The organism is Nocardioides sp. CPCC 205120, assembly GCF_048654585.1.
Classification (GTDB): Bacteria; Actinomycetota; Actinomycetes; order Propionibacteriales; family Nocardioidaceae; genus Nocardioides.
This window is the reverse complement of sequence record NZ_JBMCYY010000001.1, coordinates 269,690-294,328: the sequence shown is the minus strand read 5'-3', so window position 1 is coordinate 294,328 and position 24,639 is coordinate 269,690. Positions and strand designations below refer to the sequence as shown.

General features: G+C 73.8%; 23 protein-coding genes. 13 read left to right on the top strand and 10 right to left on the bottom strand.

Translation table 11 applies throughout. The annotated features are described in order from the left end of the window. Positions 1-7: 7 nt before the first annotated feature. The 4 genes from ACOACO_RS01480 to ACOACO_RS01465 all read right to left on the bottom strand — a co-directional run bounded on the left by ACOACO_RS01480 (position 8) and on the right by ACOACO_RS01465 (position 5,347). On the bottom strand, positions 8-1,984 hold the full coding sequence (locus tag ACOACO_RS01480) for a hypothetical protein (protein ID WP_420294482.1): 1,977 nt from the start codon (positions 1,982-1,984) through the stop codon (positions 8-10). A 156-nt stretch (positions 1,985-2,140) separates the two neighbouring features. Continuing rightward, positions 2,141-3,028 (bottom strand): HpcH/HpaI aldolase/citrate lyase family protein, encoded by an 888-nt coding sequence (locus ACOACO_RS01475; RefSeq protein WP_420294481.1) that lies wholly within the window; start codon positions 3,026-3,028, stop codon positions 2,141-2,143. Positions 3,029-3,031: 3 nt separating this feature from the next. Beyond that, on the bottom strand, positions 3,032-4,141 hold the full coding sequence (locus ACOACO_RS01470) for an HpcH/HpaI aldolase/citrate lyase family protein (protein ID WP_420294480.1): 1,110 nt from the start codon (positions 4,139-4,141) through the stop codon (positions 3,032-3,034). 21 nt (positions 4,142-4,162) lie between these two features. Beyond that, entirely contained in the window at positions 4,163-5,347 is a 1,185-nt protein-coding gene (locus tag ACOACO_RS01465) for an alpha/beta hydrolase family protein (RefSeq protein ID WP_420294479.1), read from the bottom strand. A gap of 103 nt (positions 5,348-5,450) precedes the next feature. On the opposite strand from ACOACO_RS01465, the gene ACOACO_RS01460 reads away from it, so the two are divergent. Next, the gene (locus ACOACO_RS01460; protein WP_420294478.1) at positions 5,451-6,041 is read left to right on the top strand and encodes a carboxymuconolactone decarboxylase family protein; all 591 of its coding nucleotides are present in this window, start codon (positions 5,451-5,453) and stop codon (positions 6,039-6,041) included. Here the strand turns inward: ACOACO_RS01460 and ACOACO_RS01455 are convergent. Further along, positions 6,038-6,967 (bottom strand): fumarylacetoacetate hydrolase family protein, encoded by a 930-nt coding sequence (locus tag ACOACO_RS01455; RefSeq protein WP_420294477.1) that lies wholly within the window; start codon positions 6,965-6,967, stop codon positions 6,038-6,040. The genes ACOACO_RS01460 and ACOACO_RS01455 overlap by 4 nt on opposite strands. Further along, entirely contained in the window at positions 6,964-7,557 is a 594-nt protein-coding gene (locus ACOACO_RS01450) for a VOC family protein (RefSeq protein WP_420294476.1), read from the bottom strand. The genes ACOACO_RS01455 and ACOACO_RS01450 overlap by 4 nt, the downstream gene beginning before the upstream one ends. A 233-nt stretch (positions 7,558-7,790) precedes the next feature. Between ACOACO_RS01450 and ACOACO_RS01445 the strand changes: the two genes are divergently transcribed. Then, entirely contained in the window at positions 7,791-8,552 is a 762-nt protein-coding gene (locus ACOACO_RS01445; RefSeq protein WP_420294475.1) for an IclR family transcriptional regulator, read from the top strand. Between the two features lie 62 nt (positions 8,553-8,614). Here the strand turns inward: ACOACO_RS01445 and ACOACO_RS01440 are convergent, their stop codons facing one another. Next, a complete protein-coding gene (locus tag ACOACO_RS01440) occupies positions 8,615-10,162 on the bottom strand; it encodes a bifunctional 3-(3-hydroxy-phenyl)propionate/3-hydroxycinnamic acid hydroxylase (RefSeq protein WP_420294474.1) in 1,548 nt (515 codons plus the stop codon). Positions 10,163-10,432: 270 nt separating this feature from the next. Between ACOACO_RS01440 and ACOACO_RS01435 the strand changes: the two genes are divergently transcribed. Beyond that, positions 10,433-11,530: a serine hydrolase domain-containing protein gene (locus tag ACOACO_RS01435; protein ID WP_420294473.1), complete on the top strand. Its 1,098-nt coding sequence runs from the start codon at positions 10,433-10,435 to the stop codon at positions 11,528-11,530. Between the two features lie 46 nt (positions 11,531-11,576). Here the strand turns inward: ACOACO_RS01435 and ACOACO_RS01430 are convergent, their stop codons facing one another. From ACOACO_RS01430 to ACOACO_RS01420, 3 genes are all read right to left on the bottom strand, one after another. Beyond that, a complete protein-coding gene (locus tag ACOACO_RS01430; protein ID WP_420294472.1) occupies positions 11,577-12,176 on the bottom strand; it encodes a DUF1992 domain-containing protein in 600 nt (199 codons plus the stop codon). Positions 12,177-12,241: 65 nt separating this feature from the next. Continuing rightward, positions 12,242-13,768 (bottom strand): MFS transporter, encoded by a 1,527-nt coding sequence (locus ACOACO_RS01425; RefSeq protein WP_420294471.1) that lies wholly within the window; start codon positions 13,766-13,768, stop codon positions 12,242-12,244. Then, on the bottom strand, positions 13,765-15,108 hold the full coding sequence (locus ACOACO_RS01420) for a M20/M25/M40 family metallo-hydrolase (RefSeq protein ID WP_420294470.1): 1,344 nt from the start codon (positions 15,106-15,108) through the stop codon (positions 13,765-13,767). The genes ACOACO_RS01425 and ACOACO_RS01420 overlap by 4 nt, the downstream gene beginning before the upstream one ends. A gap of 208 nt (positions 15,109-15,316) precedes the next feature. Between ACOACO_RS01420 and ACOACO_RS01415 the strand changes: the two genes are divergently transcribed. From ACOACO_RS01415 to ACOACO_RS01370, 10 genes are all read left to right on the top strand, one after another. Further along, complete coding sequence (locus ACOACO_RS01415; protein WP_420294469.1) at positions 15,317-15,469, top strand: hypothetical protein; 153 nt, start codon at positions 15,317-15,319, stop codon at positions 15,467-15,469. After that, positions 15,466-15,696, top strand: a complete 231-nt coding sequence (locus tag ACOACO_RS01410; RefSeq protein WP_420294468.1) for a hypothetical protein — start codon at positions 15,466-15,468, stop codon at positions 15,694-15,696. Before ACOACO_RS01415 ends, ACOACO_RS01410 begins: the two co-directional genes overlap by 4 nt. A 128-nt stretch (positions 15,697-15,824) precedes the next feature. Then, a complete protein-coding gene (locus ACOACO_RS01405) occupies positions 15,825-17,234 on the top strand; it encodes a phytoene desaturase family protein (protein ID WP_420294467.1) in 1,410 nt (469 codons plus the stop codon). A 286-nt stretch (positions 17,235-17,520) separates the two neighbouring features. Beyond that, positions 17,521-18,417, top strand: a complete 897-nt coding sequence (locus ACOACO_RS01400; protein ID WP_420294466.1) for an ABC transporter ATP-binding protein — start codon at positions 17,521-17,523, stop codon at positions 18,415-18,417. Continuing rightward, positions 18,398-19,633 carry an ABC transporter permease gene (locus ACOACO_RS01395; RefSeq protein WP_420294465.1) on the top strand — a complete coding sequence of 412 codons (1,236 nt, stop codon included), beginning with the start codon at positions 18,398-18,400 and terminating at the stop codon, positions 19,631-19,633. Before ACOACO_RS01400 ends, ACOACO_RS01395 begins: the two co-directional genes overlap by 20 nt. 43 nt (positions 19,634-19,676) lie before the next feature. Next, positions 19,677-20,549: a hypothetical protein gene (locus tag ACOACO_RS01390; RefSeq protein WP_420294464.1), complete on the top strand. Its 873-nt coding sequence runs from the start codon at positions 19,677-19,679 to the stop codon at positions 20,547-20,549. Further along, positions 20,546-21,574, top strand: coding sequence for an alpha/beta fold hydrolase (locus ACOACO_RS01385; protein WP_420294463.1), 1,029 nt, complete (start codon positions 20,546-20,548; stop codon positions 21,572-21,574). The genes ACOACO_RS01390 and ACOACO_RS01385 overlap by 4 nt, the downstream gene beginning before the upstream one ends. Continuing rightward, positions 21,561-22,118 carry a hypothetical protein gene (locus ACOACO_RS01380; protein WP_420294462.1) on the top strand — a complete coding sequence of 186 codons (558 nt, stop codon included), beginning with the start codon at positions 21,561-21,563 and terminating at the stop codon, positions 22,116-22,118. Before ACOACO_RS01385 ends, ACOACO_RS01380 begins: the two co-directional genes overlap by 14 nt. Next, on the top strand, positions 22,115-22,873 hold the full coding sequence (locus ACOACO_RS01375) for a class I SAM-dependent DNA methyltransferase (RefSeq protein WP_420294461.1): 759 nt from the start codon (positions 22,115-22,117) through the stop codon (positions 22,871-22,873). The genes ACOACO_RS01380 and ACOACO_RS01375 overlap by 4 nt, the downstream gene beginning before the upstream one ends. Then, positions 22,870-24,609: an ABC transporter ATP-binding protein gene (locus ACOACO_RS01370; protein ID WP_420294460.1), complete on the top strand. Its 1,740-nt coding sequence runs from the start codon at positions 22,870-22,872 to the stop codon at positions 24,607-24,609. The genes ACOACO_RS01375 and ACOACO_RS01370 overlap by 4 nt, the downstream gene beginning before the upstream one ends. Positions 24,610-24,639 lie beyond the last annotated feature (30 nt).

The window sequence follows — 24,639 nt, the reverse complement described above, 5'->3', positions numbered from 1 at the left end:
GGGCCCCTCAGACCTCGGGGCGGGGCGGGAGGGCGCTCGGGTCCGTGGCGGGGGCCGTGCGGCGCGCGGCCTCGAGCGCGTCGGTCCACGCCGACCGGGCGGCGTCGAGCGCGCGGGCCTCGCTCAGGGCGCTCGCGTAGGCCGGCCACGACGGCTGCGCGCCCAGGCGGCACTGGCTCGCCGTACCCCCGCGGGCGATGCACTGCTCGCCCTGCAGCGACACCTGGTTGCCCTCGGCCGCGGCGCGCTGGCCGGCCTGCGCGAGCCGCACGAGCGCGGCGTGCCCGCCGCTCATCGAGGCGGGGACCGTCGCGCCGCGCAGCTCGGCGACGAAGCCACCCATCCGGTTCGTGGCCTGGAACAGCCGGCTGCCCTGCCGCGAGCTGGGCGGGGCGTCGGCGGACAGCAGCGGCAGCTCGGCGAGCAGGGACCGGTAGCGGTCGAACTGCGGGGCCGCTGCGGTGGCGTACGCCTCGAGCTCCGCGTCCGAGCCGGCCGCCGGGGCGGCGGCCTGCAGCCGGGCGACCTCCGCCTCCCACTCCGCGATGGTCGTGCGGGCGCCGGCGACGAGGGTGTCGAGCTGGGAGTACGCCGCCTGCGCCGACGCCCCGAGGATCCCCTCCGCCGACGACGCGGCCGCGCGGAACGGGTCGTCGACGTCGTCCCACAGGTCGAGGGTCGTGCCGTCGAGGGTCGCGAGCGCCCCGACGGGCGTCAGGATCCCGAGCAGGCCGTCGAGGGTGGCGGCCGTGCTCGAGTCGTCGGGGAACCCGGTGCGCGCAGCCTGCACGTACGACGTGAGGGTCAGCGCCCCGTTCGCCGCGTCGCGGACCTCGGCGGTGCGCCCGGCCAGCTCGATGCGACCGAGGACGGCGGTGAGGTCCTCCGTCGCGGTGCGGGCGGCGGCGGTGCCGACGAGCTCGGCGAGGTGCTGCGCGGTGCGGGCCGCGGCGATCTCGGTGGTCTCGGCGGACGCACCCGTGGCGCTCCCCGCCTCCTCCGCCGAGGCGCCCGCCGTGGTGCGCTGCAGCGACAGGGTGGCGTCGGCGGTGTCGAGCAGCTCCGCACCGGAGCGCAGGGCGGCGTTGAGCTCGCCGAAGTTCGCCAGGGTCGTGGTGTCGAGGTCCTCGAACGCGGCGACGGTGGCCACGAAGTCGCGCCGCCGCGTCAGCAGCGCCAGCTCCTCCTGCGTCGGCGCGGGCTCCAGCGCCTCGGCGCGGGTCACGAGCTCGGCGCTCTCCGCCTCGGCGGCGCGAGCCGCCGCGGCCGCCTCCGGCAGGCCCGTCAGGTCGGCCGTGGCGGTCACGGCGGTGGCCACGCCGCCGTACACGGTCGCGCTCTCCGCCAGCAGCGCGTCCACCCCGGCCGACGCGGGCGCCTCGCTGCCCTCGGTGGGCGACGAGCCGGCCGACGGGGCGTCGCCGTCGCGGTCGATCAGCAGCGTGCCCGCGCCGGCGACGAGCGTCAGCACCGCCGCGACGACCACCGCCGCCAGCCAGCGGCGGCGACGCTCGGGCTCGTCGTCGGTGGGACGGGCCGACGTCGCGGGACCGGCGGGCGCCGGGGCGACGGCCGGCACGACGGCGGTCCGATCGACGGGTACGGCGGGAGGGGCGGCCGCCGCGGGACCGGAGGGCCCGGTCGCACCGCGGGCGGCCAGCGCCGCCGCCGTCGCGGCGACGAGGGGCGCGGTCGGGGGGTCGCTCGGGGACTGGTCGCCCGGTGTGCCGGGGGAGGCGGGGGAGCCGGGGGAGCCGGGCGTGGCGGGGGAGCCGGGCGTGGCGGGGACGTCGGGGTAGAGGTCCGGGGCGTCGTCGGCGGGAGCGGGCGCGGCGGGCCCCGGCTGCCGGCCCGGGTCGGCCACGGGCTGCTCGCCCGGCTCCGCCTTCTCCTCCTCGCCGCGGAAGAGGCCGATGAGGGCGCGCTGGAAGTCGTGACCGGTGGCGGTCGACTCGCTGCCGTCGTCGGGCGGTGTGGTGGACATACCTCGTCTCCGGGCCGGCGCGCGGTGGCCGGTCTCCCTCGGTGGAACGCGCGGGGGCGGGCCAGGTTACGCGGACGGCGCCTCCCCGGCGCGCCGTGCGGGCGGGTGGGGGAGGCGCCGTCGTCAGGTGCGTCGTGACGCCGGTCGAGGCCGCTCTCAGCCCTCGTCGGCGCCGAGCGCGGTGATGGCCTCGTGGATGGCGAGCACCCGCTCGGCCGACTCGACGTGCAGGTTCTCGACCATCTTGCCGTTGTAGGTGACCACGCCGGAGCCCTTGCCGGCCTCCCACGCCTCGAGCACGCCGCGGGCGTCCTCGACGGCCTTCTCGCTGGGCGCGAAGGTCTCGTTGGCGCCGGCGACCTGACCGGGGTGGATGAGGGTCTTGCCGTCGAAGCCCATCTGGGCGCCCTGGGTGCACTCGGCGAGGAACCCGTCGGTGTCCTTCACGTCGTTGTAGACGCCGTCGAGGATCGCGACGCCCGCGGCGCGCGCCGCCAGCACCGACCACGACAGGGACGTCAGGAGCGGCGCACGGCCGGGGACGTGCTCGGCGTACAGCTCCTTGACCAGGTCGTTCGTGCCCATGACGAGCACCGCGAGGCGCTCGTCGGCGGCGGCGAGCTCGCGCACGCCGAAGATGGCCTCGGGGGTCTCGACCATCGCCCACAGGCGGGTGTGGTCGGGGGCGCCGGCCTTCTCGAGGGCGCCGACGAGCCGCTTGACCTCCTCGGCGCTGTTGACCTTGGGCACCACGACGCCCGCGGGCCCGGCCTGGGCGGCGGCCACGATGTCGTCGTCGTGCCACTGGGTGCCGAGGCCGTTGACGCGGATGGTGACGGTGCGGCGCCCGTACTCCCCGCTGCCGACCGCGGCGGCCGCCGCCTCGCGGGCCGTGGGCTTGGCGTCGGGCGCCACCGCGTCCTCGAGGTCGAGGATGAGGCCGTCGCACGGGATGCTCTTCGCCTTCTCCAGCGCGCGCTCGTTCGAGCTCGGCATGTAGAGGACGGAGCGCAGCGGCGTGAACTGCGGGGTGGGGTCGCTCATGGCTCAGGCCTCCTGACCGGTCGGGGCGGCGTCGATCGCGTCGTACTGCTTCTTCAGCTCGGGGTCGATGGCCGCCAGCTGCTCGGCGAGCTCGACGAGCACGAGGCACTGCTTGAGGGAGGCGTCGTCCTCCATCTTCCCGTCGAGCATCACCGCGCCGGTGCCGTCGCCCATCGCGGCGACGACGCGGCGGGCGTGGGCGATGTCCTCCACGCTCGGGCTGAAGACGCGGTTGGCGATGGCGATCTGCTTGGGGTGCAGGCTCCACGTGCCGACGCAGCCCAGCAGGAACGCGTTGCGGAACTGGTCCTCGCACGCCACGACGTCGGCGATGTCGCCGAACGGGCCGTAGTAGGGGTAGATGCCGTGCATCGCGCACGCGTCGACCATCCGCGCGATCGTGTAGTGCCACAGGTCCTGCTGGTACGTCGTGCGCTGGGCGTCGACCTGCGCCGTGCCGTCCTCGCCGCGCGGCGGGTCCTGGCGCACGAGGTAGCCGGGGTGGCCGCCGCCCACGCGGGTGGTCTTCATGCGGCGGTCGGCCGCCAGGTCGGCGGGGCCGAGGGAGAGGCCCTGCATGCGGGGGCTGGCGCCGCAGATCTCCTCCACGTTCGCGACGCCGCGGGCCGTCTCGAGGATCGCGTGCACGAGGATCGGGCGCTCCAGCCCGGCCTTGGCCTCGAGCTGGGCCAGCAGGCGGTCGACGTACTGGATGTCCTCCGCGCCCTGCACCTTCGGCACCATGATCACGTCGAGCTTGTGCCCGATCGCCGGCACGAGCGTCAGCAGGTCGTCGAGCACCCACGGGCTGTCGAGCGCGTTGATGCGCGTCCACAGCTGGGTGGAGGCGTCGGGCCCGCCGAGCCCCTCGGTCTCCTGGCCGATCCGCACCAGGCCCTCGCGGGCGGCGACCTTGCTGTCCGCCTTGATGGCGTCCTCCAGGTTGCCCAGGAGCACGTCGACCTTCCCGACCATGTCGGGCACCTTGGCCGCCATCTTGGGGTTGCCCGGGTCGAAGAAGTGGATGGCCCGGCTCGGGCGGGCCGGGATCTCGCGGACCGGGGCCGGGGCGCCGACCGCGAGCGGGGCGAAGAAGTCCTTGGCGCTGCGCATGGAACGGGAACGTAGCAGCGACTACCCGCCGGTAGGGGTGGGGGCGTGGCCGTCGTCACGTCGGTCCCGGCCCCGGGGTCGTCGGCGGTCGAGGCCCCCCGGCGGGTCGAGCTGGGAGCGGAACCAGTCGGCGACGAGCTCGGTGCGCTCGGACGAGTGGTTGTAGATGGTGTGCTCGCCGTCCTCCCACGTCCGCAACGACGCCCTCGGTGACAGCTCGAGGAACACCTCCTGCTGCTCGAGGGTGACGAGCGGGTCCTGCGCGCCGTGCAGGACCAGGAGCGAGCCCGGCATCCGGTCGAGGTCGGGGTCGATCCACAACGTGCGGAAGACGGCCGCGACGTCGTCGTCGGTCTCCACCCCCAGCAGGGCGCGAGCCTGCTCGACGGCCGTGCGGAAGGGCGCGGGCACCGGGCGGGCGGGGGCGCCGTTGACGCAGCAGGCGCGGAAGCGGTCGTCGTGGACCGCGGCCCGCGCTGCGAGCAGGCCGCCGAAGCTGTTGCCCCAGACGCCGAACGGTCCCTCGGAGCCATCACGCTCCTGGAGGAGGTCGAGCGTCGCACCGAAGGCCTCGTGGGAGCCGTCGTCGAGGTACAGGCCGTTCAGCATCCGCGTCTCCCCCTGGCCGGGAGCCTCGAGGAGCACGGTGGACAGGCCCCGGCGCGCGAGGGCCTCCGCTTGACGGTGGTACGCCGGGCCCCACCCGCTCTGGCCGCCCACGACGACGACGGTCGGGCCGGGGCGCTCGGCGCTCGGTCGGACGAGCCACGCGTTGCAGCTGCTCGACCGGAACGGGACGGACAGCCGCTCGACGTGCAGGTCGACGTCGAGGTCAGCCGCGTCCTGGTAGGCGCGGGAGAGTCGTGCGTACAGGGACCGCTTGGCCGTGGTGTCCGCGTTGTGGGCCAGCTGTGCGAACACCAGGGCTGCCGTCGCGCGGCGGTAGCAGCTCACGGCGGTCTCGACGTCGCCACGCGACGCAGCCGCCCGCGCCCGTTCGAGCTGGGCGTCGGCGAGCAGGGTGGCGGCCTCGTCCCACGCCTGGGGCACCGGGGTGGCGGTCAGCTGGAGGGCGTCCCAGTAGTCCATCCCGTAGTCGAGCATCCGGGTGACGGGCATGGACCGGCGGAGCGCCGCACGCTGCTTCGCCGCTTCCTCGGTCTGGTCGGTGGTGGGGCTCGGGGGTCGGTCGGCACGGTGGTCCACGGGCAGGCTCCTCAGGGGTGGGGGACGGGGACGAGGTGTAGAACTACAACTACGGGTCGGCGAGGGTGACGCCGCCCGCCGACGAGGAGGAGACCGAGACCGCATGCCCGATGGCCGCATCCGCAAGCTGGTCCCCACCGAGATGGACCCCTCGCAGAAGGCGCTGTACGACGCGATCGTGGGCGGTCCGAGGTCGTCGCAGGCTGCGCTCACCAGGGTCGTGGACGACGACGGCGCCCTGGAGGGTCCGTTCAACGCGTTCCTGCAGAGCCCGCCGCTGGGGCACGCGCTGCAGGCAGTGGGCGCCAGCCTGCGCTACGGATCGGGGCTCCCGGACCGGCTGCGCGAAGTCGCCATCCTCGTCGTCGCGGCCTGCCGAGATGCCGACTTCGAGCGGTTCGCCCACGAGCCCGTCGCCCGCTCGCTCGGGCTGGGGGAGGCCGAGCTGGCCTGTATCCGCACGGGCGACTACGAGGGCCTCGAGGTCCGGGAGGCGCTCGTGGCTCGCGCCGTCCGAGAGATGGTCGAGGACGGGGACCTGGCCGACGTGACCTTCGACGAGCTCCGCGGGGCGGTCGGCACGGCGCAGCTGTTCGAGCTCACCACGGTGGTCGGCTACTACTCCCTCCTGGCGCTCCAGCTGCGCGTCTTCCGGGTCGCGACACCGGACCAGGCGGAGCCGGGGCATCGCTAGCGCCGGTCGAGGGGGTGCACGGGGTCCGCGGCGACGATGGTGTTGCGGAGGCTCCCGAGCCCCTCCACGGTGGCGACCACCTCGTCCCCCGGCTCGAGCCACGGGAACTCCTCCTCGCCGTTCGTGCGCGACAGCTCCAGGATGCAACCCGTGCCGCAGGTGCCCGATCCCAGCACGTCCCCCGCCCTGACCTCCGTGCCCCGCGACGCGTACGCGAGCATCTGGGGGAACGACCAGTGGACGTCGGACCAGTTCGCGCTCGCGTACAGCCGCCCGTTGACGGTCAACGTCATGGCGCGGTCGAAGCCGGTCGCCGTCGCGTAGGGGGCGAGCTCGTCCTTGGTCACGAGGTACGGTCCGAGCCCTGTGGCGGTGTCCTTGCCCTTGACCGGCCCCATCGAGAGCGTCATCTCGCGGTGCTGCACGTCGCGTCCGCTCCAGTCGTTCAGCACGCAGTAGCCGATGATGTGGTCCTCCGCCTCCTCGACCGTCAGGTTGTGGCCCGACCTCCCGACGACCGCGGCCACCTCCAGCTCGAAGTCGAACTTCGACGAACCAGGAGTCATCGGGACGTCACCGTCGCCGCAGAACGCGTACGGGTTGGAGAAGTAGAAGACCGGGATCTCGTACCAGGTCGGATCCATCTCGAGCCCGCGCCAGGAGCGTCCGGCACGGACGTGCTGCTCGAAGGCGTAGAAGTCGCGGAAGGTCGGAGGGGTAGCGAGAGGCGAGAGGATGCGGACCTCTCCCGGGTCGACCTCACGGCCGGAATCCTCGGCAACGCGTCCCGCTCGCAGCAGTGCACCCTCTCCGGCCTCGATCAACGGGAGCAGGTCCTCCACGCCGGGCAGGACGCGGAAGTGGGCGCCGGCGACGACCGCGACCTCGACGCGGCCGTCGGGGTGGGCATAACGCACGAACTTCATCGACCCGCCTCCGTCGTGGTCGCAGCCCCGGACTGGGCCGATGCCTGTTCCCGGGTCCACCGCACGTAGCTCTCCTCGGTGAAGCCGCTGGCACCGAACCGCTCGACAGAGGCAAGGATCGCGCCCATCAGCTCGTCTGCGGGAGTCTCGATGTCGATGTTCTCGATGAACGGCTGCCGGGCCACGAGGCCCGTCTGCCAGTACACCTCCGCGCGGTTGCCCTCGGGGTCGAAGAAGTAGACGCCCACGGCGTTCCCGTGCGAGACGATCATGTCGAACCGCGTGCCGTCCTCCTTGAGCTGGCGGTACAGGCCGACGACGTCGTCGAAGGACTCGCAGCGGAACGAGATCTGCTGGATGAGGCGCCCGTCGGTGGCGACGTCGCGGCCCCTCGCCAGGAGGAGCTCGTGGTGCTCCTCGTCGGGTCGGGCCGAGAGGAAGTAGTTGCCGAGCGCGGCGTCGTGATCGGTGACGACCAGCCCCAGGACGTCCGTGTAGAACGCGAGCTGCCTCTCGACGTCGAAGCACCGGATGCCGACGTGGCCGAGCTCGGCGACCTTCCGTCGAGCCGAGGTCGTGGTCGTTTCCATGGGCGTCCTCTCCTCTGGTCATGCGGGATTGCGCGGGTCCGGCTGGCCGGCCGGGCGCAGCTAGTTCTGATGTCCGGACACCGTTCCACGCAACAGAACGGAAGTCCAGCCCGTGGCGGTGAAGGCAAGGATGCTGCAGCGTTCTGCGCTGCAGAACTGCCGATGCTCTGCGTGCTAGCGTGCCCAGGCCACGGGCGTCCCCGTGGCTCACCGTGTCAGCCTGAGGAGATCCCGTGTCGGCACCGGCGGCCAGCTATCCGATCGAGTCGGTGGAGAACGCGGCGCGCGTGCTGCTGATGCTCCGCGAGAGACGGGTGCTGCGCGTGGCCGAGGTTGCCGCCGAGCTGGGGCTCGCACGCTCCAGCGCGCACCGCATGGTGACGACCCTCCAGTCCCAGGGCTTGTTGCGACAGGAGCCGTCGCGCGGCTACGTCGCGGGCCCTCAGCTCATCCAGCTCGGGGTGGCCGTCCTCGGCGTGTCCGATCTCCGAGCCGAGGCGCGGCCGACGCTGGAGCGCCTGTGTCGGCAGGTCGGGGAGACCGTCCACCTGGTCGTCCTGGACGGCTCGAGGATCGTCTTCCTCGACGGCGTCGAGGGGAGCTTTGCGATCCGGGCTGCCGAGCGCACCGGCGACCGCGCGCCCGCTCACGCGTCCGCGGCCGGGAAGGTGCTGCTGGCCGCCCTGTCGCGCGAGCAGCTGCACGAGCGTTATCCCGCTCCCCGCCTCTCGGGGGGCACGTCGGGGGCGATCGCGAGTCGGCGCGTCCTGGAGGACGAACTCGCCCGCGTGCGAGACCGCGGATACGCCACGAACCTCGGCGAGAGCGAGGTCGGGCTGCACGCGCTCGCCGTTCCGGTGCTCGATGCGGCGGGTGGTGCCCGGGCCGCCATCAGCATCTCCGGACCATCCGTGCGGCTCACCGAGGACAGGCTCGACGAGCAGGTCCCCGTCCTCCTGGCCGCGGCGCGGGAGGTCGGTGCGTCGCTGGTCTGACCGGCCGACGGTCGCGGGCCGGGCCGTCCGCCCTCCGGGTCGGCGCCGGCTGCCCCCCGAGCTCAGGTCAGCGACAGCGTCGGGCGCAGCGACGCCAGCAGGTCCACCAGCGCCTCCGGCCCGATGGCGGTGCCGTAGACGTAGAAGTCCGGCCGGACCAGCGCGGCGACGACACCGCCCTGCTCCAGCCACCTCGAGAGCGCGTCACCCTCTTCCTGCATGCCGCGCGCGGTGCCCACGACCACCGTCCGCAGCCCGATCGCTTGCTCGAGCTCCGCAGCCAGGGCGGCTGCGGCCTCGTCGAGCTCGACGAGGCTGAACAGCGTGAACCCCTGGCCGAGGACGTCGTCGGACCGACGGGCCGTCCCGTCGTCCGTCCGCAGGACGGGTTGGACGCCGAGGCGCCCCGCGAGGGGCTGGCCCGGGACGAAGCCCGCGCCGATGCCCGGCTCGAACGGCGGCGGGAGCTCCGTGGCGGACCGCAGGCCGGCGCGGCGATCCGCGGCTCGGGCAGGATCGGTCTCGCAGACCACCGTCCCGATGCGGATCGACTCCTCGATGTACGCGATGACCTGGGGTCGCCTCGACGCGGTGTAGAGGTCGAGGAGTCGAGGGTCTGCCGAGCCGCCCAGCACCAGGTCGAACATCCAGGCGAGGGTCGCGGAGTCGCGGATGCCGGAGCTCATGCCCTGTCCCAGGAAGGGCGGCATGACGTGCGCCGCGTCGCCGGCGAGCAGCACCGCGCCAGCGCGGAAGGTGTCGGCCACCACGGACCGGAACTGGTAGACGGTCTGTCGGATGAGCTCGCCCTCGTCAGGAGCGATCCACGGCGCGAGCAGCTTCCAGACGTTCCCCGGCTCCACCATGTCGAGGGGATCGTCGCCGTCCACGAGCATGAACTCCCACCGGAAGTAGCGCTGCCCCACCCGACCCATGTGGTTGGGCCTGGCCGGATCGAGGACCTGGCCGGTGTGCGGGATGTCCGGTGTCCGCGCTCCCGGATTCGGGCGGAGGTCCGCGACCAGCCAGTCGCCCCGGAATCCGAGGTCCTCCGTCTCGATGCCGGCGAGTCGTCGGACGACGCTGTTCGCGCCGTCAGCGCCGACCACGTAGCGCGCGGTCAGCACCTGGCCGCTCTCGAGCGTGACTGCGACGTGATCGGACTCCTGCTGGAGGTCGGTGACCGCAGCACGGAACCGAACGTCGACGGACGGGCTCCGGCGGACGACCGAGTCCAGGATCTCCTCGAGCTCCGGCTGGTAGAAGTGGTACGAGGCGTCCCAGCCGGAGGGTGCGTCCCACTCGCGGGGCAGGCGGGCGAGGACCGTGCCGTCCGTGTCGAGGAACTCGTACAGCCGCGCGGGGTCGGCCACCGCTCCGACCTGGTCGGCGATCCCTAGCGACTGGAAGACGCGCATGATCTCGTGGTCGAAGTGACCTGCACGGGGCGTCTCGTAGCGGCCCGCGCGACGTTCGCACACGATGACGCGATGACCCGACCGCCCGAGGAGCGCGGCCAGGCTCTGTCCCACGGGGCCGAACCCGACGATCAGCACGTCCGCGTCCGTGCTCGTGGGAGTCGCGATGTCGGAGTCACCGGTCGGAGTCATGTCGTCGGCCTTTCGCGTTGCCGTCCATCGCCTCGGTCCACAGCCGGCCGGCTGTGACGGGCTGGTGCCACGTGGGGCGTGGCGAACGCCAAGTCTGGGAAGCAGAACACGTTCTGTCAAACAGAAGAGGGGGTCAGTGCGAGACGGGCGCCGGCGATGCGCCTGGCGCCGCTTGTCGACGCTCGCAATGTGTCCTACCTTACAGACCGCGTTCTGTTCTACGGACGCAGTGTCGCGACGTGACGTCAACGATGGACAGGATGGTCGACCATGGGCAGTGCAGTGCAGGACGCGATCGACGAAGCGCTCTCCCGTGGCGAGGTGGGGGTCCAGGTCGCCGCCTACCACCACGGCGAGCTCGTCCTCGACGTCCACGCCGGCGAGACGGCCACGAACGGTCGCGCGGTCGACTCCGACACGGTGTTCTGGGTCGCGTCGGCGGGCAAGGTGTCCACGGCCACCGTTCTGCACGTGCAGGCGGAGAAGGGTCTGGTCGACTACGACCAGCCCATCGCGTCCGTCTGGCCGGAGTTCGGTGCACGGGGCAAGGCCCGGTTCACCGTCCAGGACGCGCTGACCCACCAGGTCGGGCTGGCCGACCTACCGGCCGACGCCACCCCCGAGCTCCTGGGTGACTGGGACTGGGTGGTGGACCGGTTGGCACGGTCGGCGCCGAGCGACGAACCCGCTCGGCGCACCACTTACCACGCGCGGACGTGGGGCTACGTCGTGGGGGAGATCGCTCGCCGCGTCGACCCCGAGATGCGTTCGTTCGAAGACCTCGTGCGCGAGGAGGTCCACGAGCCCCTGGGTGTCTCGGGGGTGTGGCACCGGCTCCCCGACGGCGTCGGAGAGCGCACGGCCGTGATGCGGGGAGCCATCCTCGTCGGTGAGCCGATGACGTTCACCGTCACCGAGGACCACGAGATCAACACCGCCGCGTACCAGGACCGGATCGATCCCAGCGGCGCGTGGGTGACGGCCCGGGAGGGGGCCCGCCTCTGGGCCGCCTACGCCCAGGGTGGCGAGCTCGACGGGACGAGGCTGCTGCCGGCCACGCGGGTCCAGGGGTTCCTCGATCCGCGGGCGTGCGCGTTCGCCGCCGGCACCATCGTCGGGAGGCGCGCGGTGATCGGCGCGGGCGGGTTGATGGTGGGTGGCGCCGTACCCGCGCGCGGGGACGTCCTGGGGTTCGGCGGCGACCGGGTCCTGTGGCACCCGGGTGCCGGTGGCGCGCTGGGCTTCGCCGATCTGGACGCCGAGCTGGCCGTCATGATCTGCCACAACGAGTTCTTCGACGAGCGCCACCACGAGCAGCACCCGTTCGCCCCGCTCGTCCGTGCCGTCTACACCGACGTGCTGGGGTGACGGCCCCGGACCCGGGCAGCCCGTCCACCCCTCCCACCCCGACCCCTCAGCCGGTACGGCGGAACCAGCGGCGCCGCTGCTGCTCCCGCCGCTCGGCGGCGACGGCCGCGGCGCGCTCGGCGGCGGCCGCGCGGCGGGCGGCGAGGCGCTCGCGCCAGGCGTCGACCTCGGCGTCGACGTCGCGCTGCCGCGTCAGCACGGGCGGGCCGCCGGGGTCGCCGTAGAGCGCGCGGCGCACCCGGTCGTTGAAGTCGGTGAGCTCGCGGCGCACCTCCTTCTCGGTGGCGAACCGGTCGAGGCGGGCGTCGAGCTCGGCGTCCTCCTTGCGCAGCGCCAGCGCGGGCGGCAGCACGCCCGTGATCTGCTCGCGCTCGACGAGCCGCTTCACCCACCAGTCCGGGTCGTGCTCGACGCCGAGGTCCGCGATCGGCTTGCCGTAGCCGGGCAGGTCGTCGAAGTCGCCCCGGTCGCGGGCGCGCTGCAGCTGCAGCTCCACCCACTGCGTCTGGTGCCGGATCCGCTCGGCGGCGGCGCTGCGGCCGGTGCGCTCGTCGCGCTCGTCCTCGCGGAAGCGGTCCCCCGGGCCGGGACGCGCGGTCTCGTCAGGCCGTCCGGGTCGCTCGGGTCGGTCGGGTCGCTCGGGCACGGTCATCACCCCCGCCGACGAGACTACGAGCCACTCGGAGGAGTGAGCCGGCGAGGAGGCGGGACCTACCGGGGGGAAGCCACCGCCGTGGCGGGAGACGGCGTCGGCGCTCCCGCGCGGGGTACGGCGAGCAGGGCCAGCGCCGCGAGCAGCGCGCTCCCCGAGCACAGGCCCCAGACCGTGAGGTAGCCCGACAGGGGAGCGGCGCCCACGCCCGGCTCGTCCAGCGAGCCCGTCGCGGTCAGGGCGATAGCGAAGACGGCCGAGGCGATGGCCCCGCCGACGGTCTTCGTCGCGTTGGTCATGCCGGTCGCGAACCCCGTGCGGTCGGGCGGCGCCGCGGCGGCGGCCGCCGCGGGCAGGGCGGCGACGAGCAGGCCCGAGCCGAGCCCGGCGATGCCGAGGTTGGTGAGCATCTCGGTCACCGAGCCGTGCAGCGGCAGGAACAGCCCGTAGCCCAGCGCCACCAGCAGCAGCCCGCCGACCATCGCCCCGCGGGGGCCGAGCAGCCGCGTGGCGAGGGGCAGCAGGAGCGCGCCGACGAGCATGGTCACGACGTACACCCCGACGAAGGTCGAGACGGTGGCCGCGTCCACCCCGAGGCCGTAGCCGACCTCGTCGGGGTCGGCGCGCGCGAAGGTGGAGAGCGGGATCTGCGCGCCCAGCACGCTCATGCCGAACAGGAACGCGGTCAGCTGCACCGGCCACTGCCCCGGCGTCGCCAGCAGCCGCACGTCCACCAGCGGCTCGGACATGGCCGCCTCGACGCGCACCAGCAGCCACAGCGCGGCGGCACCCGCGAGCAGCAGGAGCCACGGCCAGGGCGAGCCGACGCCCTCGAGCCGCACGACGACGAGACCCGCCATGACGAGGCCGAGCACGACGGTGAGCAGGCCGAGGCCGACGAAGTCGTAGCCGCCCGTCGCGACCCCCGGGTCCCGCTCGATGCCGAACCAGATGACGACGAAGCAGAGGGTGACCGCCACGGCGGGCAGGGCCAGCAGCACCGGCATCGACGTGGCCTCGACCAGGGCGCCGCTCGTCAGCGCGCCCACGATGACGCCCGCCTCCAGCGCCGCCACGAGCACCGCCGCGGCCCGCCGCGTCAGCCGGTTCTGCTCGCGGGTGGCGGAGGTGCGGCGGTGGATGATGGCGACCTCGACGGGCAGCCACACGACGTAGGCGCCCTGCAGCGCCCAGCCGACGAGGAACGTCCAGAACCCCGGCGAGAACGCGAGCATCCACGAGCCCAGCGCGGTGACGGCCGTCGAGACGAGCAGCACGTTGCGGTGGCCCCACAGGTCGCCGAGCCGCGCGAGCAGCGGCACCGCCAGCGCGGACACCATGAGCTGCGCCGCCTCGAACCAGTTGACGTCGCCCTCGGGGATCCGGAGGTGGTCGGCGATGTCGGAGAAGATCGGCGTGTAGTAGCCCTGCAGCACCCCGCTCGCCAGCTCGACGGCGACGAGGAACCCGACGATCGCCCACAGCCCCGGCACGAGAGCGGTGCCGCCGGCGCCTCCCGGGCCTCCCGAGCCGCCCGAGCCTCCCGGGCCGCCGGTGCGCGGCTCGCCGGGTCGCAGGGCGCTCACGCGGGCAGCCCGCGCAGGAGGGCGGCGTACCAGTCGACGCCCCGCAGCAGGCCCTCGACGGTGAGGCGCTCGTCGTAGGAGTGGATCGCCTCGCGCTGCGCCTTGCTCATCGGGAACGGCGCGAAGCGGTAGACGCGCTCGCAGATCGCGGTGAAGTGGCGGGAGTCGGTGGCCGCCATCATCACGTACGGCGTCGGCACCGCCTCGGGGAACACCTCGGCCGTCGTGGCCTCGAGGAGGGCGAAGGCCGGGTCGCCCGCGTACGGCGAGACCGGGCTCGGCTCGCCCGGCTCGAGCACGCTCACCTCGGCGTGGTCGCCGACGACGCGGCGCAGGTGGTCGTGGACGCTGGCCACGGTGTCCCCGACGAGGATGCGCGCGTTGACGACGGCCGTGGCGGTCGAGGCGATGACGTTGGGCGCCGGCGACCCGGACAGCATCGTGGTGGCCAGCGTCGTGCGGGTCAGGGCGGCGGCCTCGGGGCCGGCGGCCGCGAGCGCCCGGGTGAGCAGCGGGGTCAGCCGACCGCCCGCCGCGGAGAGCGCGACGCGCAGCGGGGCAGGGGCGTGGGGGGCGAGGCGGTGGAACAGCTCGACCGCCGGGGCCGGCAGGCGCGCCGGCATCGGCGCCCGGTCGATCGCCAGCACCGCCCGGGCCACGCGGGCGGTAGGCCCGTTGCGCGCGGGGGTCGAGGAGTGCCCGCCCCGGCCGGTGGCGCGCACCTCGAACAGCGTCGTGCCCTTCTCGCTCACGCCGACGACGGCCATCGGGGTGGTGACGCCGGGGAACGCCCCGCCCGCGACCGCGCCGCCCTCGTCGAGCACGAACCACGGCGCGACGCCGGCGTCACGCAGGTGGTCGACGGCGGCCTGTGCCGTCGTGCCCGAGACCTCCTCGTCGCTGCCGAACGACAGCCAGACGTCGCGGGCCGGGGTGAACCCCTCGGCCAGCAGGCGCTCGACCGCGGCGCAGACGCCGACGACGCTGCCCTTGTCGTCGAGCGTGCCGCGGCCCCAGATCGCCCGGCCCTCGGGGGAGTCGGCGACCACGGCGTCGAACGCCGGGTGGGTCCACGGCGCCTCGCCGTCGACGGGCACCACGTCGAGGTGGGCCATCAGCACGACGGCCGGGCCGTCGCCGGTGCCCCGCCAGCGGAACAGCAGCGCGTCCCCGCCCACCCGCACCAGCTCCAGGTGCTCGTGGAGGAGCGGGAAGTGGGTCGCCAGCTCCGCGTGGAGCCGCGCGAACACCCCCGGCTCGACGACCTCCGGGGCGCGGCGCGAGACCGTCGGCACGCGCACGAGCGCGCGCAGCGCCTCCACGATCCTGCTCGTCTCCACGCGGCCCCCTCGCTCTCCCGGTGGGCGCACCGTACTCCCGCCGACCCGCTCGCGCCGGACGTTCGCCCGGACCGGCGCCTCCCCCGTGCGGAGGAGGAAGGCCCGGGCCGATTCAACCGTCAGGGGGATCCGGCACCCGCGGGGCGCTCCTAGCGTGGTGGTCACCGGAACAGCACACGCACTCGCACGCGACACGAGGAGAAGGACCATGGCGAACTACTGGCTCGGAGTGGTGGTGGCGATGTTCGCGCTCCCCATCGCCTACATCACGTTCGACGCGATCGCGCCCGCCGCGATCCTCGCGGTCGGGGTGGGGATCGTCGCCGCCCTGATGTTCGGCGGCAGCAGGAGCAACGCGTGATGGGCGCGGACGGCGGGAACCGGCGGGTGATGATCGACGCGGTGAACGCGGACCCGCACCTGCAGGGAGCCCTGGCGCCCCTCGCGGCCGGCGGGGTCGTGCCCGTGATGACCCACACGACCATCACCAACGTGACGAGCGCGGGGATCACGATCAACATCCCGACGGGCCAGGCCACCTACGTGTGCATCTTCGGCGGCGCCGAGACGGGGCGTCGCCGGCGGTGAGGACGGAGTGGTCCGCGTGGAGGGCGGACCACTCCGCACGTCACCCAGGATAGGCGGGCCGGCGAGAGCCGGCCCGCCTCGCGTCCCACCGCCCCCGGGGTCGGGCCCGGATGAGAGGAGCACGACGAATGACGACGGCAACCGTGGTCGGCAGCGGCCCGAACGGCATGGCGGCCGCGCTCACGCTGGCCGGGGCCGGCGTCCGCGTCACCGTGGTCGAGGCCGCCGACCGGCTCGGCGGCGGCGTACGCACCAGCGAGCTGACACTGCCCGGGCTGCTGCACGACGAGTGCGCGGCCTTCCACCCGCTGGGGCCGTCCTCCCCCTACCTGCGGTCCGTCGAGCTCGAGGGCGCCGGACTGCGCTGGGCGTGGGCGCCGCACGAGCTGGCGCACCCCCTCGCGGCCGGAGGTGGGGCGGTCCTCCAGCGCTCGGTCGCTGCGACCGCCGCGGGGCTCGGGGACGACGGTCGCCGGTGGGCCCAGGTGTTCGGACCGCTCGTGGAGCGGTTCGGGGCGATCTCGCGCGAGGTCATGGGTCCGGTGCTGCACGTGCCGTCCCACCCCCTCGCGCTCGCCCGGTTCGGTCTGCGCAGCGCCGCGCCGGCCACCCTGCTGGCCCGGGCCTGGCGCGGACCCGCAGCGGCCGCGCTCTTCGGCGGCGTGGCCGCGCACGCGATGCGCCCGCTCGACTCCGTCTTCTCCTCGGCCATCGGGGTCATGCTGACCACCGCGGCCCACGCCGACGGCTGGCCGGTCGCGGTGGGCGGCTCGGAGGCGATCCTCCGCGCCTCGCTGCGCCGCGCGGAGGAGCTCGGCGTGCGCCTGGAGACCGGGCGGTGCGTCACGAGCATCGACGAGCTCGGGACCGACCTGGTCCTGCTCGACACACGGCCCGCCGCCGCGGCCCGCATCCTCGGTCGCCGGCTGCCGGCGCGGGTCAGACGGGCCTTCGAGCGCTACGTGCCGGCGCCCGGCGTCTTCAAGGTCGACCTGGCCGTCGAGGGCGGCGTGCCGTGGCGCCACGAGCAGTCGCGCCGGGCGGGCACGGTGCACGTCGGCGGTGACCTGTCCGAGGTCGCGTACGCCGAGCGCGAGGTGGTCGCCGGCAGGATGCCCGCCCGCCCCTTCGTGCTGGTGGGTCAGCAGCACCTCGCCGACCCGACCCGTTCGAAGGGCGACGTGCACCCCGTCTACGCGTACGCGCACGTGCCCCACGGCTACGACGGCGACGCCACGGATTCGATCGTCTCGCGCATCGAGGAATTCGCGCCCGGATTCAAGGATCGCATTCTCGCCACCGCCTCGAGATCCGTCTCGCAGGGTTTCGAGAAGAATGCGAACCTCGACGGCGGTGACGTCATCGGCGGGGCCGGGGACCTCCGCCAGCTCGTCTTCCGACCGCGCGTGGCGGCGGACCCCTACGCGACCGGCGTGCCCGGTGCGTTCCTCTGCTCCGCCTCGACGCCTCCCGGCGCCGGGGCGCACGGGATGTGCGGCTACCTCGCGGCCCGCTCGGCCTTGCGCAGCCTGGCCTGACGCCCCGGGGGGCAGTCCCCCACACCCGACGACGGCGCCGGAGACCCTGACGGTCTCCGGCGCCGTCGTCGTGCCCGTCGTCGTGCCCGTCGTCGTGCCCGTCGTCGTGCCCGTCGTCGTGCCCGGACGGGGGCCGTCGCCGGGTCGCGACGTGCGGCGGAGGAAGGCCCGGACGCATCCCCCGCAGGGGGGAAGAAATACCTCGTCGCTTTCCTCACAACGGCGGATCCGCCCTTTCCGGACATCGCCATAACGTCGTTCTCGAATTCACGGAGAGGGGCGGAAGATGCTCGAGGTCGAGAACGTTTCGAGGCGCTACGGCGACCGCGCCGTCGTCGACGGTGTGTCGTTCACCGTGCCCGTCGGCGAGATGGTCGGCTTCGTCGGCGGCAACGGCGCCGGCAAGACCACCACGATGCGGATGATCCTCGGACTCCTGGCTGCCCACGGCGGCCGGGTGCTCTGGGACGGCCGGCCGATCACGGCCGACGACCGGCGCCGGATCGGCTACATGCCGGAGGAGCGCGGGCTCTACCCGAAGCAGCCGGTCCTTGACCAGCTCGTCTTCCTGGGACGCCTCGCCGGTGCCGGCCGGCGGCAGGCGCGCGAGCGGGCCGTCGAGCTGCTGGACGGGCTCGGTCTGGGCGACCGCCGCGCCGACGCCCTCGAGTCGCTGTCGTTGGGCAACCAGCAGCGCGTGCAGGTGGCTGCCGCCCTGGTGAACTGCCCCGCGGCCCTCGTGCTGGACGAACCGTTCTCGGGGCTCGACCCCCGCGCCGTCGACGCGATGAGCGACCTGCTGCGGGACAACGCGCGCCGCGGCGTGCCGATCCTGTTCTCCTCGCACCAGCTCGACCTGGTCGAGCGGCTGTGCGACCGCCTCGTGGTCCTCGCGGACGGCCGCGTCGCCGCCTCCGGCACGCCCGCTGAGCTCCGGGCCCGGGGCGAGGTCCGCCACCGGATCCGTCTCGGTGGCTCCCCCGACTGGCTGCACGGACGCAGCGAGGTCGACGTGCTCGACGTCGAGGACGACGCGGTGCTGCTGCGGCTGCACCGCTGGACGACCGACGACCTGCTGGCCGAGGCGACCCGGCGCGGCAGCGTCCGCGAGCTCGTCGAGGTGCGCCCCACCCTCTCCGACGTCTACCGGGAGGTGACCTCCGGTGTTGCAGCTGCAGCCTGATCGACGCCACGACGACACGCCGCGAGCCGCGACGGGGCCCGACGGCCCGACCGGCGCCCGCCCCCCGGGAGGCGTCTGGCGCATCGTCGCCGGCCGCGAGATCGGGCTGAAGGTGCGGGACAAGGGGTTCGCACTGTCGCTCCTGCTGACGATCGTCAGCATCGCGCTCTCGCTCGGCGCCGCAGCCTTCCTGGGCGGAGGGGACCAGACCGTCACGGTGGCCACCAGCGACGCGACCTCGGAGCAGCTGGTCGAGCGCGCCGGTGAGCTTGCTGACGACGGGCTCGCGATCGACGTCCAGCGTGTGCGTGACGACGCGGCGGTCGAGGCGGCGGTCGAGGACGACGAGGCCGAGCTGGGCCTGGTCGCGGGCGGCAACGAGCTGGTGGGTCGGGGCAGCACGGAGTCGCGCAGCGCGACGCTGGTGCAGCAGGCCCACGCCGAGGCGCTGCTCGCGGACAACGCCGCAGCCGCCGGGATCGACCTCGCCGACCTCGAGGGGGGCGACCCCCTCGCCACCCGCGAGCTGCAGGACGGGCAGGTCGGCGACGGCACCGTGCGCGTCGCCGCCATCGCCCTGGCCGGGGCCTTCTACCTGTGCGCCCTGATGTTCGGCGCGCTCGTCGCCCAGTCGGTGCTCGAGGAGAAGCAGAACCGGATCGTCGAGATCGTCGCCTCCCTCATCCCGCTGCGCTCGCTGCTGCTCGGCAAGATCGTCGGCAGCGCCGTCGTCGCCTCGATCCAGGTGGCCGCGATGGCCGGCGCCGCGGTCACCGTCCTCGCGGTGACCGGCGCACCGGTCGGGTTGCCGGAGCTGGGCCTGACCGGCATCTGGTTCGCGCTGTTCTTCGCCGTCGGGTACCTGTCGGTCGCCGCCCTGTGGGCCATGGCCGGCGCCCTGGCGACCCGGCAGGAGGACCTGCAACACACCGCGACCCCCGTCTCGATCCTGCTCATCATCGTGGTCCCGGTGGGGTTGTTCCTGAGCGGCACGGGGCTGGCGGTCGCGTCGTACGTGCCGATCGCCAACGTGGTCGCCATGCCGGCCCGGGTGCTCGCCGGGGAGGCCCTCTGGTGGGAGCCGTTCCTCTCCCTCGCCGTCCTCGCCGCGTTCTCGTTCGCCTGCGTCCGGTTCGCCGCCCACATCTACCGCCGTTCGCTCATGCAGACGCGCTCGCGGCTGACCGTCCGCGACGCCCTGCGGCTCGCGGACTGAGCCCACCGCCAGCGCCCACCCACCCGCCGAAGGAGGAAGCACGATGACCACACCCACGAAGGTCCCCGTAGCGACGGGGATCGCGACCCGGCTGCGGGAGAGTCTGGGCGCCGCCCTGGCGTCGCCGCTGGGCACCGCGGAGCGCGTCTCCGCGATCACCCAGGTGCTCTCCAGCGCCGAGTACCTCGTGCGCCGGCAGGACCGTCGCCGCGGCGGCCTCAACCACTGGGCGAACACGCGGCAGCAGGTCCCGGCCAAGTCCCGCTGGGCCCAGCGGCTGCGCGACGCCGTGGCGAAGGAGTCGGTCACCACCGCCCTGCACGGGAGCCGGCTCGTGGCCGGCGGCCTGCTGGTCTCGCGGCTGGCCGACGACCGGGTCCGTGCGGCGGCCAACCTCTACCTCGCGGGCACCCAGATCGTGCTGTACCCCCGCCACCTGTACGGCACCGACGGCTCCGACCAGGTCTCGTTCCTGGTGCAGTCGGCGGCGGGCATCGGCCGCGCGGGTGGCACGGACACCACCCGGCGGGCCGCGATCGAGTTCATCGGCGCGCAGACCGCGCTCTCCTACTGCGCGGCGGGCGTCGCGAAGGTGCCGGGCGCGGACTGGCGCTCGGGGGACGCGCTCGTGAAGATCATGCGCACCCAGACCTACGGCGACGAGCAGTTCCACGCCCTGCTGCGCCAGCACCCGGTGCTCGCACGGATGCTGTGCCACTCGGTGCTCGCGATGGAGGCCGGCTTCCCGCTCCTGATGCTGCAGAAGGGCCGCTACATCGACGCCGGGCTGCTCGCCATGGGCTCCTTCCACGTCGCGAACGCCCGGCTGATGGGCCTCTCGCGCTTCGCCTGGGCGTTCGTCTCGACGTACCCCGCGCTGCGCAGCCTCGCGCGTCGAGAGCTGGTGGCGGCATGACCAGCTTCGGCTCCTCGCTCACGGCGATCTCCGGTGCGGTCCTCGGGCTCGGCCTGGCCCACCAGGCGCACGCCAGCATCCGCACGAACCAGGCCCACCACCGCGGCTGGCAGCGGCACGAGGTCGTAGGGGAGACCTCCAACGTCCTGTCCGTCCACCGCCGCGAGGCCGGCCCCGGCGCACCGGAGCTCTTCTTCGAGGCCGGGCTGATGAACACCTCCACCTCGTGGCTGATGCTGGCCGAGCGGCTCGCGGCCGACTGCACCGTCACGGTCTACGACCGGGCCGGGTACCGCCGTTCCCGGCGCGGCCAGTCGGAGCCCTACCACCTGGGCGAGTCGGTCTCCGACCTCGTCGACGTGGTGCGTGCCCTGAAGGCCGACGGCGCCGACGTCACCCTGGTGGGGCACTCGCTGGGCGGCTACATCGCGCACCGCGCGGCGAGCCTGCTCGGCGACCTGACCGGCCTCGTCCTCGTCGACCCGATGCACCCGCAGGAGCTCGTGGCGAGCCGCGGCCAGCGCCTGGGCTCGAAGGGTCTCGACCTGAGCCTGCGCACGGGTCCCGTCACGGTCGCCCTCGGCGGCGGCCTGCTGATGGACAAGGCCGGCGCGCTGCGGGTCAGCGAGGGCAACCCCTACCTGCGCGGGCTGCGTGACGAGCTCTCCGCGCTGTCCACCTGGACGACGGCTCTGCGTGAGTGGCGCTACACCTACCCGTTCATGCTCGACGGCGGTCTGCCGCTCGCCGACCTCGGCGTGCCCGTGCACGTGGTCGGCGCCTCCGAGACCCTCGAGGGCTCCGCGGAGCAGCGCGAGATGTTCGACTCCTACGTCGCCAGCGGCACCGCCGGCGGGGGCCTCGTCGAGGTGCCCGGCACGACCCACCTCGGCATCGTCGGCTCGCCGGCGTCGCTCGACGCCGTGGCCGCGGCGGTGCGCGAGGCCATCACCCCCGGGACCGACGCCGAGCGCGTCGCCCCCACCCACCGGACGGAAGAGGTGACCCACCATGCGGGTCGTTGACAAGGCGGTGTGCGCCGGGTTCGCCACCTGGTTCGTGGCCACGGTGCTCTCGCAGCACCCCGAGCGCAGCTACGACCGTGCGCGCAAGCTCGACCGGACCGGGACGGGCGTGCTGATCCCCAACTGGCGGTTCTTCGCGCCCAACCCCGCGGTCGAGGACCAGCACTTCCTCTACCGGCTGGCCGACGCCGACCAGCAGGAGCACTCGGAGTGGCGCACGGTGTACGACATCGAGCCGCGTCGCTGGGGCCACGCGCTGTGGTTCCCGGGCCGGCGCCACGAGAAGGCGATCTTCGACGTGGCGGCCACGCTGATGCAGAACCGGGCGGCGGCGGTGCCGACGCAGGTCGCGGCGCGCGAGGCGGCGGTCCGGCTCATCAACGACTTCGTGCGCACGCGGGTGGAGCCGGAGGAGGGCTTCCCGTACTTCCAGGTGCTCCTCGTGCGGTACGCGGGCTACGACCACTCCGAGAAGCCGGTCTACGACATGGTCTTCGACTACGCCCCCGTGGTCGACGACGAGACGGCGGAGGTGGCGGCATGACGACCCTCGACGCACGCGACGGCGACCTCGCCTCCGACGTCCAGTACGACGGCCCCGTGGCCGGTGTCTACGACGCCGTCATCGGCGCCGCCCTCCCGGTCGAGGCGACCGTGGAGCGCTGCCGTCCGCACGTCGAGGGCCGCCGGGTCCTCGACATCGGGGTGGGCACCGGCCGGATCGCGCTGCCGCTCGCCGAGGTCGCCTCCTCGGTGGTCGGCATCGACAACTCCGCCGCGATGCTCGAGGAGCTGCGGGCCAAGCCGGGGGCGGGCGTCCTCGAGACGCACGTCGCGGACTTCCGCGCCGCGCTCCCGTTCGCCCCGGGGTCCTTCGGCGGTGCGGTGTCGACGCTCGGCTCGATGGCCTGCGTCCGCTCGCTCGAGGAGCTGGAGGCGGCGCTGACCAATGTCGCGACCGTCCTCGAGCCCGGTGCGCGGTTCGCCTTCGACTACTACTCCAGCGCCACGTACCGCCTGCTCGCGCAGGTCGGCACCGTCGAGGTCGAGAACCAGCACCACCCCAGCAGCACCGCTGTGACGACCCGCATCGACGGGTCGACGATGACGGTGTCGACGGTGGTGACGCCCCATGACGGCAGCACCCCGACGGCCTTCGACGAGACGGTGCTCCTGATCGAGCCCGACGACCTCGTCGCCCTGGCCGGCCGGGTCGGCCTGCGCCTCGTGGCGCAGGAGCCGGCCGAGGACCTCGGACCCTTCGACTGGTTCGTGCTGGAGCGGGAGGGCGGCCGATGATCCGCCACGCGTTCACCCTCCGCGACCGGTGGCTGCTGGTCGCCGGCATCCTCGTCGGGCTCGTCGGTGCTGCGGCCACCCTCGTGCAGCCGCTGCTGGTCGGCGGCGTGGTGGAGAGGTGGTCGGCGGGCGAGCCGGTGCGCGCGGCCGTCGCCGTGCTGGTGCTCCTCTTCGTGGCCGACCTGCTGTTGGGAGCGCTGAGCTTCTGGCTGATCGGTTCGGTCGGTGAGCAGCTGGTCGCCACCATGCGCTCGCTATTCGTGGGCAAGCTCCTGCGCGCCGACCTGTCGGGCTTCCAGCGGTACGGCCAGGGCGACCTGATGACCCGCGGCGTCTCGGACACCGCGGTCGCCCGGCTCGCCCTGTCCTCCTCGCTGGCCCAGGTCGTCACGTCCGGTTTCACCGTGCTGGGGTGCCTCGCCGTCATGGTGTGGATCGACTGGCGGCTGCTGCTCGTGACCCTGGCGGTCCTCGCCCTCGCCAGCGCCGCCTGCCTGGGCCTCGCCCGGCGGATCCGCCGCCAGTCGGTGCAGAACCGCAAGGACACCAGCGCGTTCGGCGAGGAGCTGCTCCGCGTCGTCACGAACGTCTCGACCGTGAAGGCGTGCGGCAACGAGGGCGCCGAGCAGGACGCGCTCGGCGCGACGGCCGAGCAGGCGCGGCGCAGCGGCGTGCGCGTCATCCTGACCAGCGCGTTCTTCACGCCCGTGATGAACGTCGGCACCCAGCTGGCGCTCGTCGTGGTCGTCGCCTGGGGAATGAGCCGTGCCGTCAGCGGCCAGCTGAGCCTCGCGGACCTCTCCGCGTTCGTGATGTACGTCCTGTACGTCGTCGCTCCGCTCGTGACGTTGTTCATGGGCATCGCCGACATCCAGCAGGCACGGGCCGCGATCGACCGCCTCGACGAGGTCATGGGGCTCGAGGAGGAGGAGGGCGGGACCGCCCTGACCGACGACTCGGCGACCACCTCCGTGTCGTTCGAGGACGTGTCGTTCGCCTACCCCGGCTCCGACCACCGCGTCCTGCACGGCCTCGACTTCGAACTCCCGCGCGTCGGGATGACCGCCGTCGTGGGCGTCTCGGGTGCCGGCAAGTCGACGATCTTCAACCTGGTCGAGCGCTTCCACGACCCCGACGAGGGACGGGTGCGGCTCTTCGGGGTCGACACCCGGGCGCTCCACCTCGCCGAGCTCCGCACCCAGGTCGGCCTGGTCGAGCAGGACTGCCCGCTGATGCGCGGCACCGTGCGCTCCAACGTGCGTTACGGCGCCCCGGACGCCTCCGAGGAGGAGATGTGGCGGGCCCTGCGCCAGGCGCAGCTCGCCGACGTCGTGGCCGCCATGCCCGCGGGGCTCGACACCGAGCTGGGCGAGCAGGGACTGGGTCTCTCGGGCGGGCAGCGCCAGCGCCTGGCGATCGCCCGCACCCTGCTGCGGGACCCGCGCGTGCTCCTGCTCGACGAGGCCACGGCCAACCTGGACTCGACGTCCGAGGCCGCGCTGAACCAGGCCATGCGCGTGGCAGCAGCCGAGCGCCACGTCCTGGTGATCGCGCACCGCATGTCGACCGTCCGCGCCGCCGACGAGATCCTGCTGGTCGCCGACGGACGCCTGGTCGCCCGCGGCACCCACGAGGAGCTGTACTGCTCGAACGAGGCCTACCGCACCCTCGCGAGCAGCCAGCTGGAGGACGGCCCCGCGGCCGAGCGCGACCCGGCCGCGCTGCTGCCCGCCTGAGCTCCCCCACCCACCGGTCCACCACTACGA

Excerpts from the sequence above, each read along its gene's own strand:
- ACOACO_RS01480 (WP_420294482.1), bottom strand. The coding sequence starts at position 1,984 with ATGTCCACCACACCGCCCGACGACGGCAGCGAGTCGACCGCCACCGGT.
- ACOACO_RS01475 (WP_420294481.1), bottom strand. The coding sequence starts at position 3,028 with ATGAGCGACCCCACCCCGCAGTTCACGCCGCTGCGCTCCGTCCTCTAC.
- ACOACO_RS01470 (WP_420294480.1), bottom strand. The coding sequence starts at position 4,141 with ATGCGCAGCGCCAAGGACTTCTTCGCCCCGCTCGCGGTCGGCGCCCCG.
- ACOACO_RS01460 (WP_420294478.1), top strand. The coding sequence starts at position 5,451 with ATGCCCGATGGCCGCATCCGCAAGCTGGTCCCCACCGAGATGGACCCC.
- ACOACO_RS01455 (WP_420294477.1), bottom strand. The coding sequence starts at position 6,967 with ATGAAGTTCGTGCGTTATGCCCACCCCGACGGCCGCGTCGAGGTCGCG.
- ACOACO_RS01450 (WP_420294476.1), bottom strand. The coding sequence starts at position 7,557 with ATGGAAACGACCACGACCTCGGCTCGACGGAAGGTCGCCGAGCTCGGC.
- ACOACO_RS01440 (WP_420294474.1), bottom strand. The coding sequence starts at position 10,162 with ATGACTCCGACCGGTGACTCCGACATCGCGACTCCCACGAGCACGGAC.
- ACOACO_RS01435 (WP_420294473.1), top strand. The coding sequence starts at position 10,433 with ATGGGCAGTGCAGTGCAGGACGCGATCGACGAAGCGCTCTCCCGTGGC.
- ACOACO_RS01415 (WP_420294469.1), top strand. The coding sequence starts at position 15,317 with ATGGCGAACTACTGGCTCGGAGTGGTGGTGGCGATGTTCGCGCTCCCC.
- ACOACO_RS01405 (WP_420294467.1), top strand. The coding sequence starts at position 15,825 with ATGACGACGGCAACCGTGGTCGGCAGCGGCCCGAACGGCATGGCGGCC.
- ACOACO_RS01400 (WP_420294466.1), top strand. The coding sequence starts at position 17,521 with ATGCTCGAGGTCGAGAACGTTTCGAGGCGCTACGGCGACCGCGCCGTC.
- ACOACO_RS01390 (WP_420294464.1), top strand. The coding sequence starts at position 19,677 with ATGACCACACCCACGAAGGTCCCCGTAGCGACGGGGATCGCGACCCGG.
- ACOACO_RS01385 (WP_420294463.1), top strand. The coding sequence starts at position 20,546 with ATGACCAGCTTCGGCTCCTCGCTCACGGCGATCTCCGGTGCGGTCCTC.
- ACOACO_RS01380 (WP_420294462.1), top strand. The coding sequence starts at position 21,561 with ATGCGGGTCGTTGACAAGGCGGTGTGCGCCGGGTTCGCCACCTGGTTC.
- ACOACO_RS01375 (WP_420294461.1), top strand. The coding sequence starts at position 22,115 with ATGACGACCCTCGACGCACGCGACGGCGACCTCGCCTCCGACGTCCAG.
- ACOACO_RS01370 (WP_420294460.1), top strand. The coding sequence starts at position 22,870 with ATGATCCGCCACGCGTTCACCCTCCGCGACCGGTGGCTGCTGGTCGCC.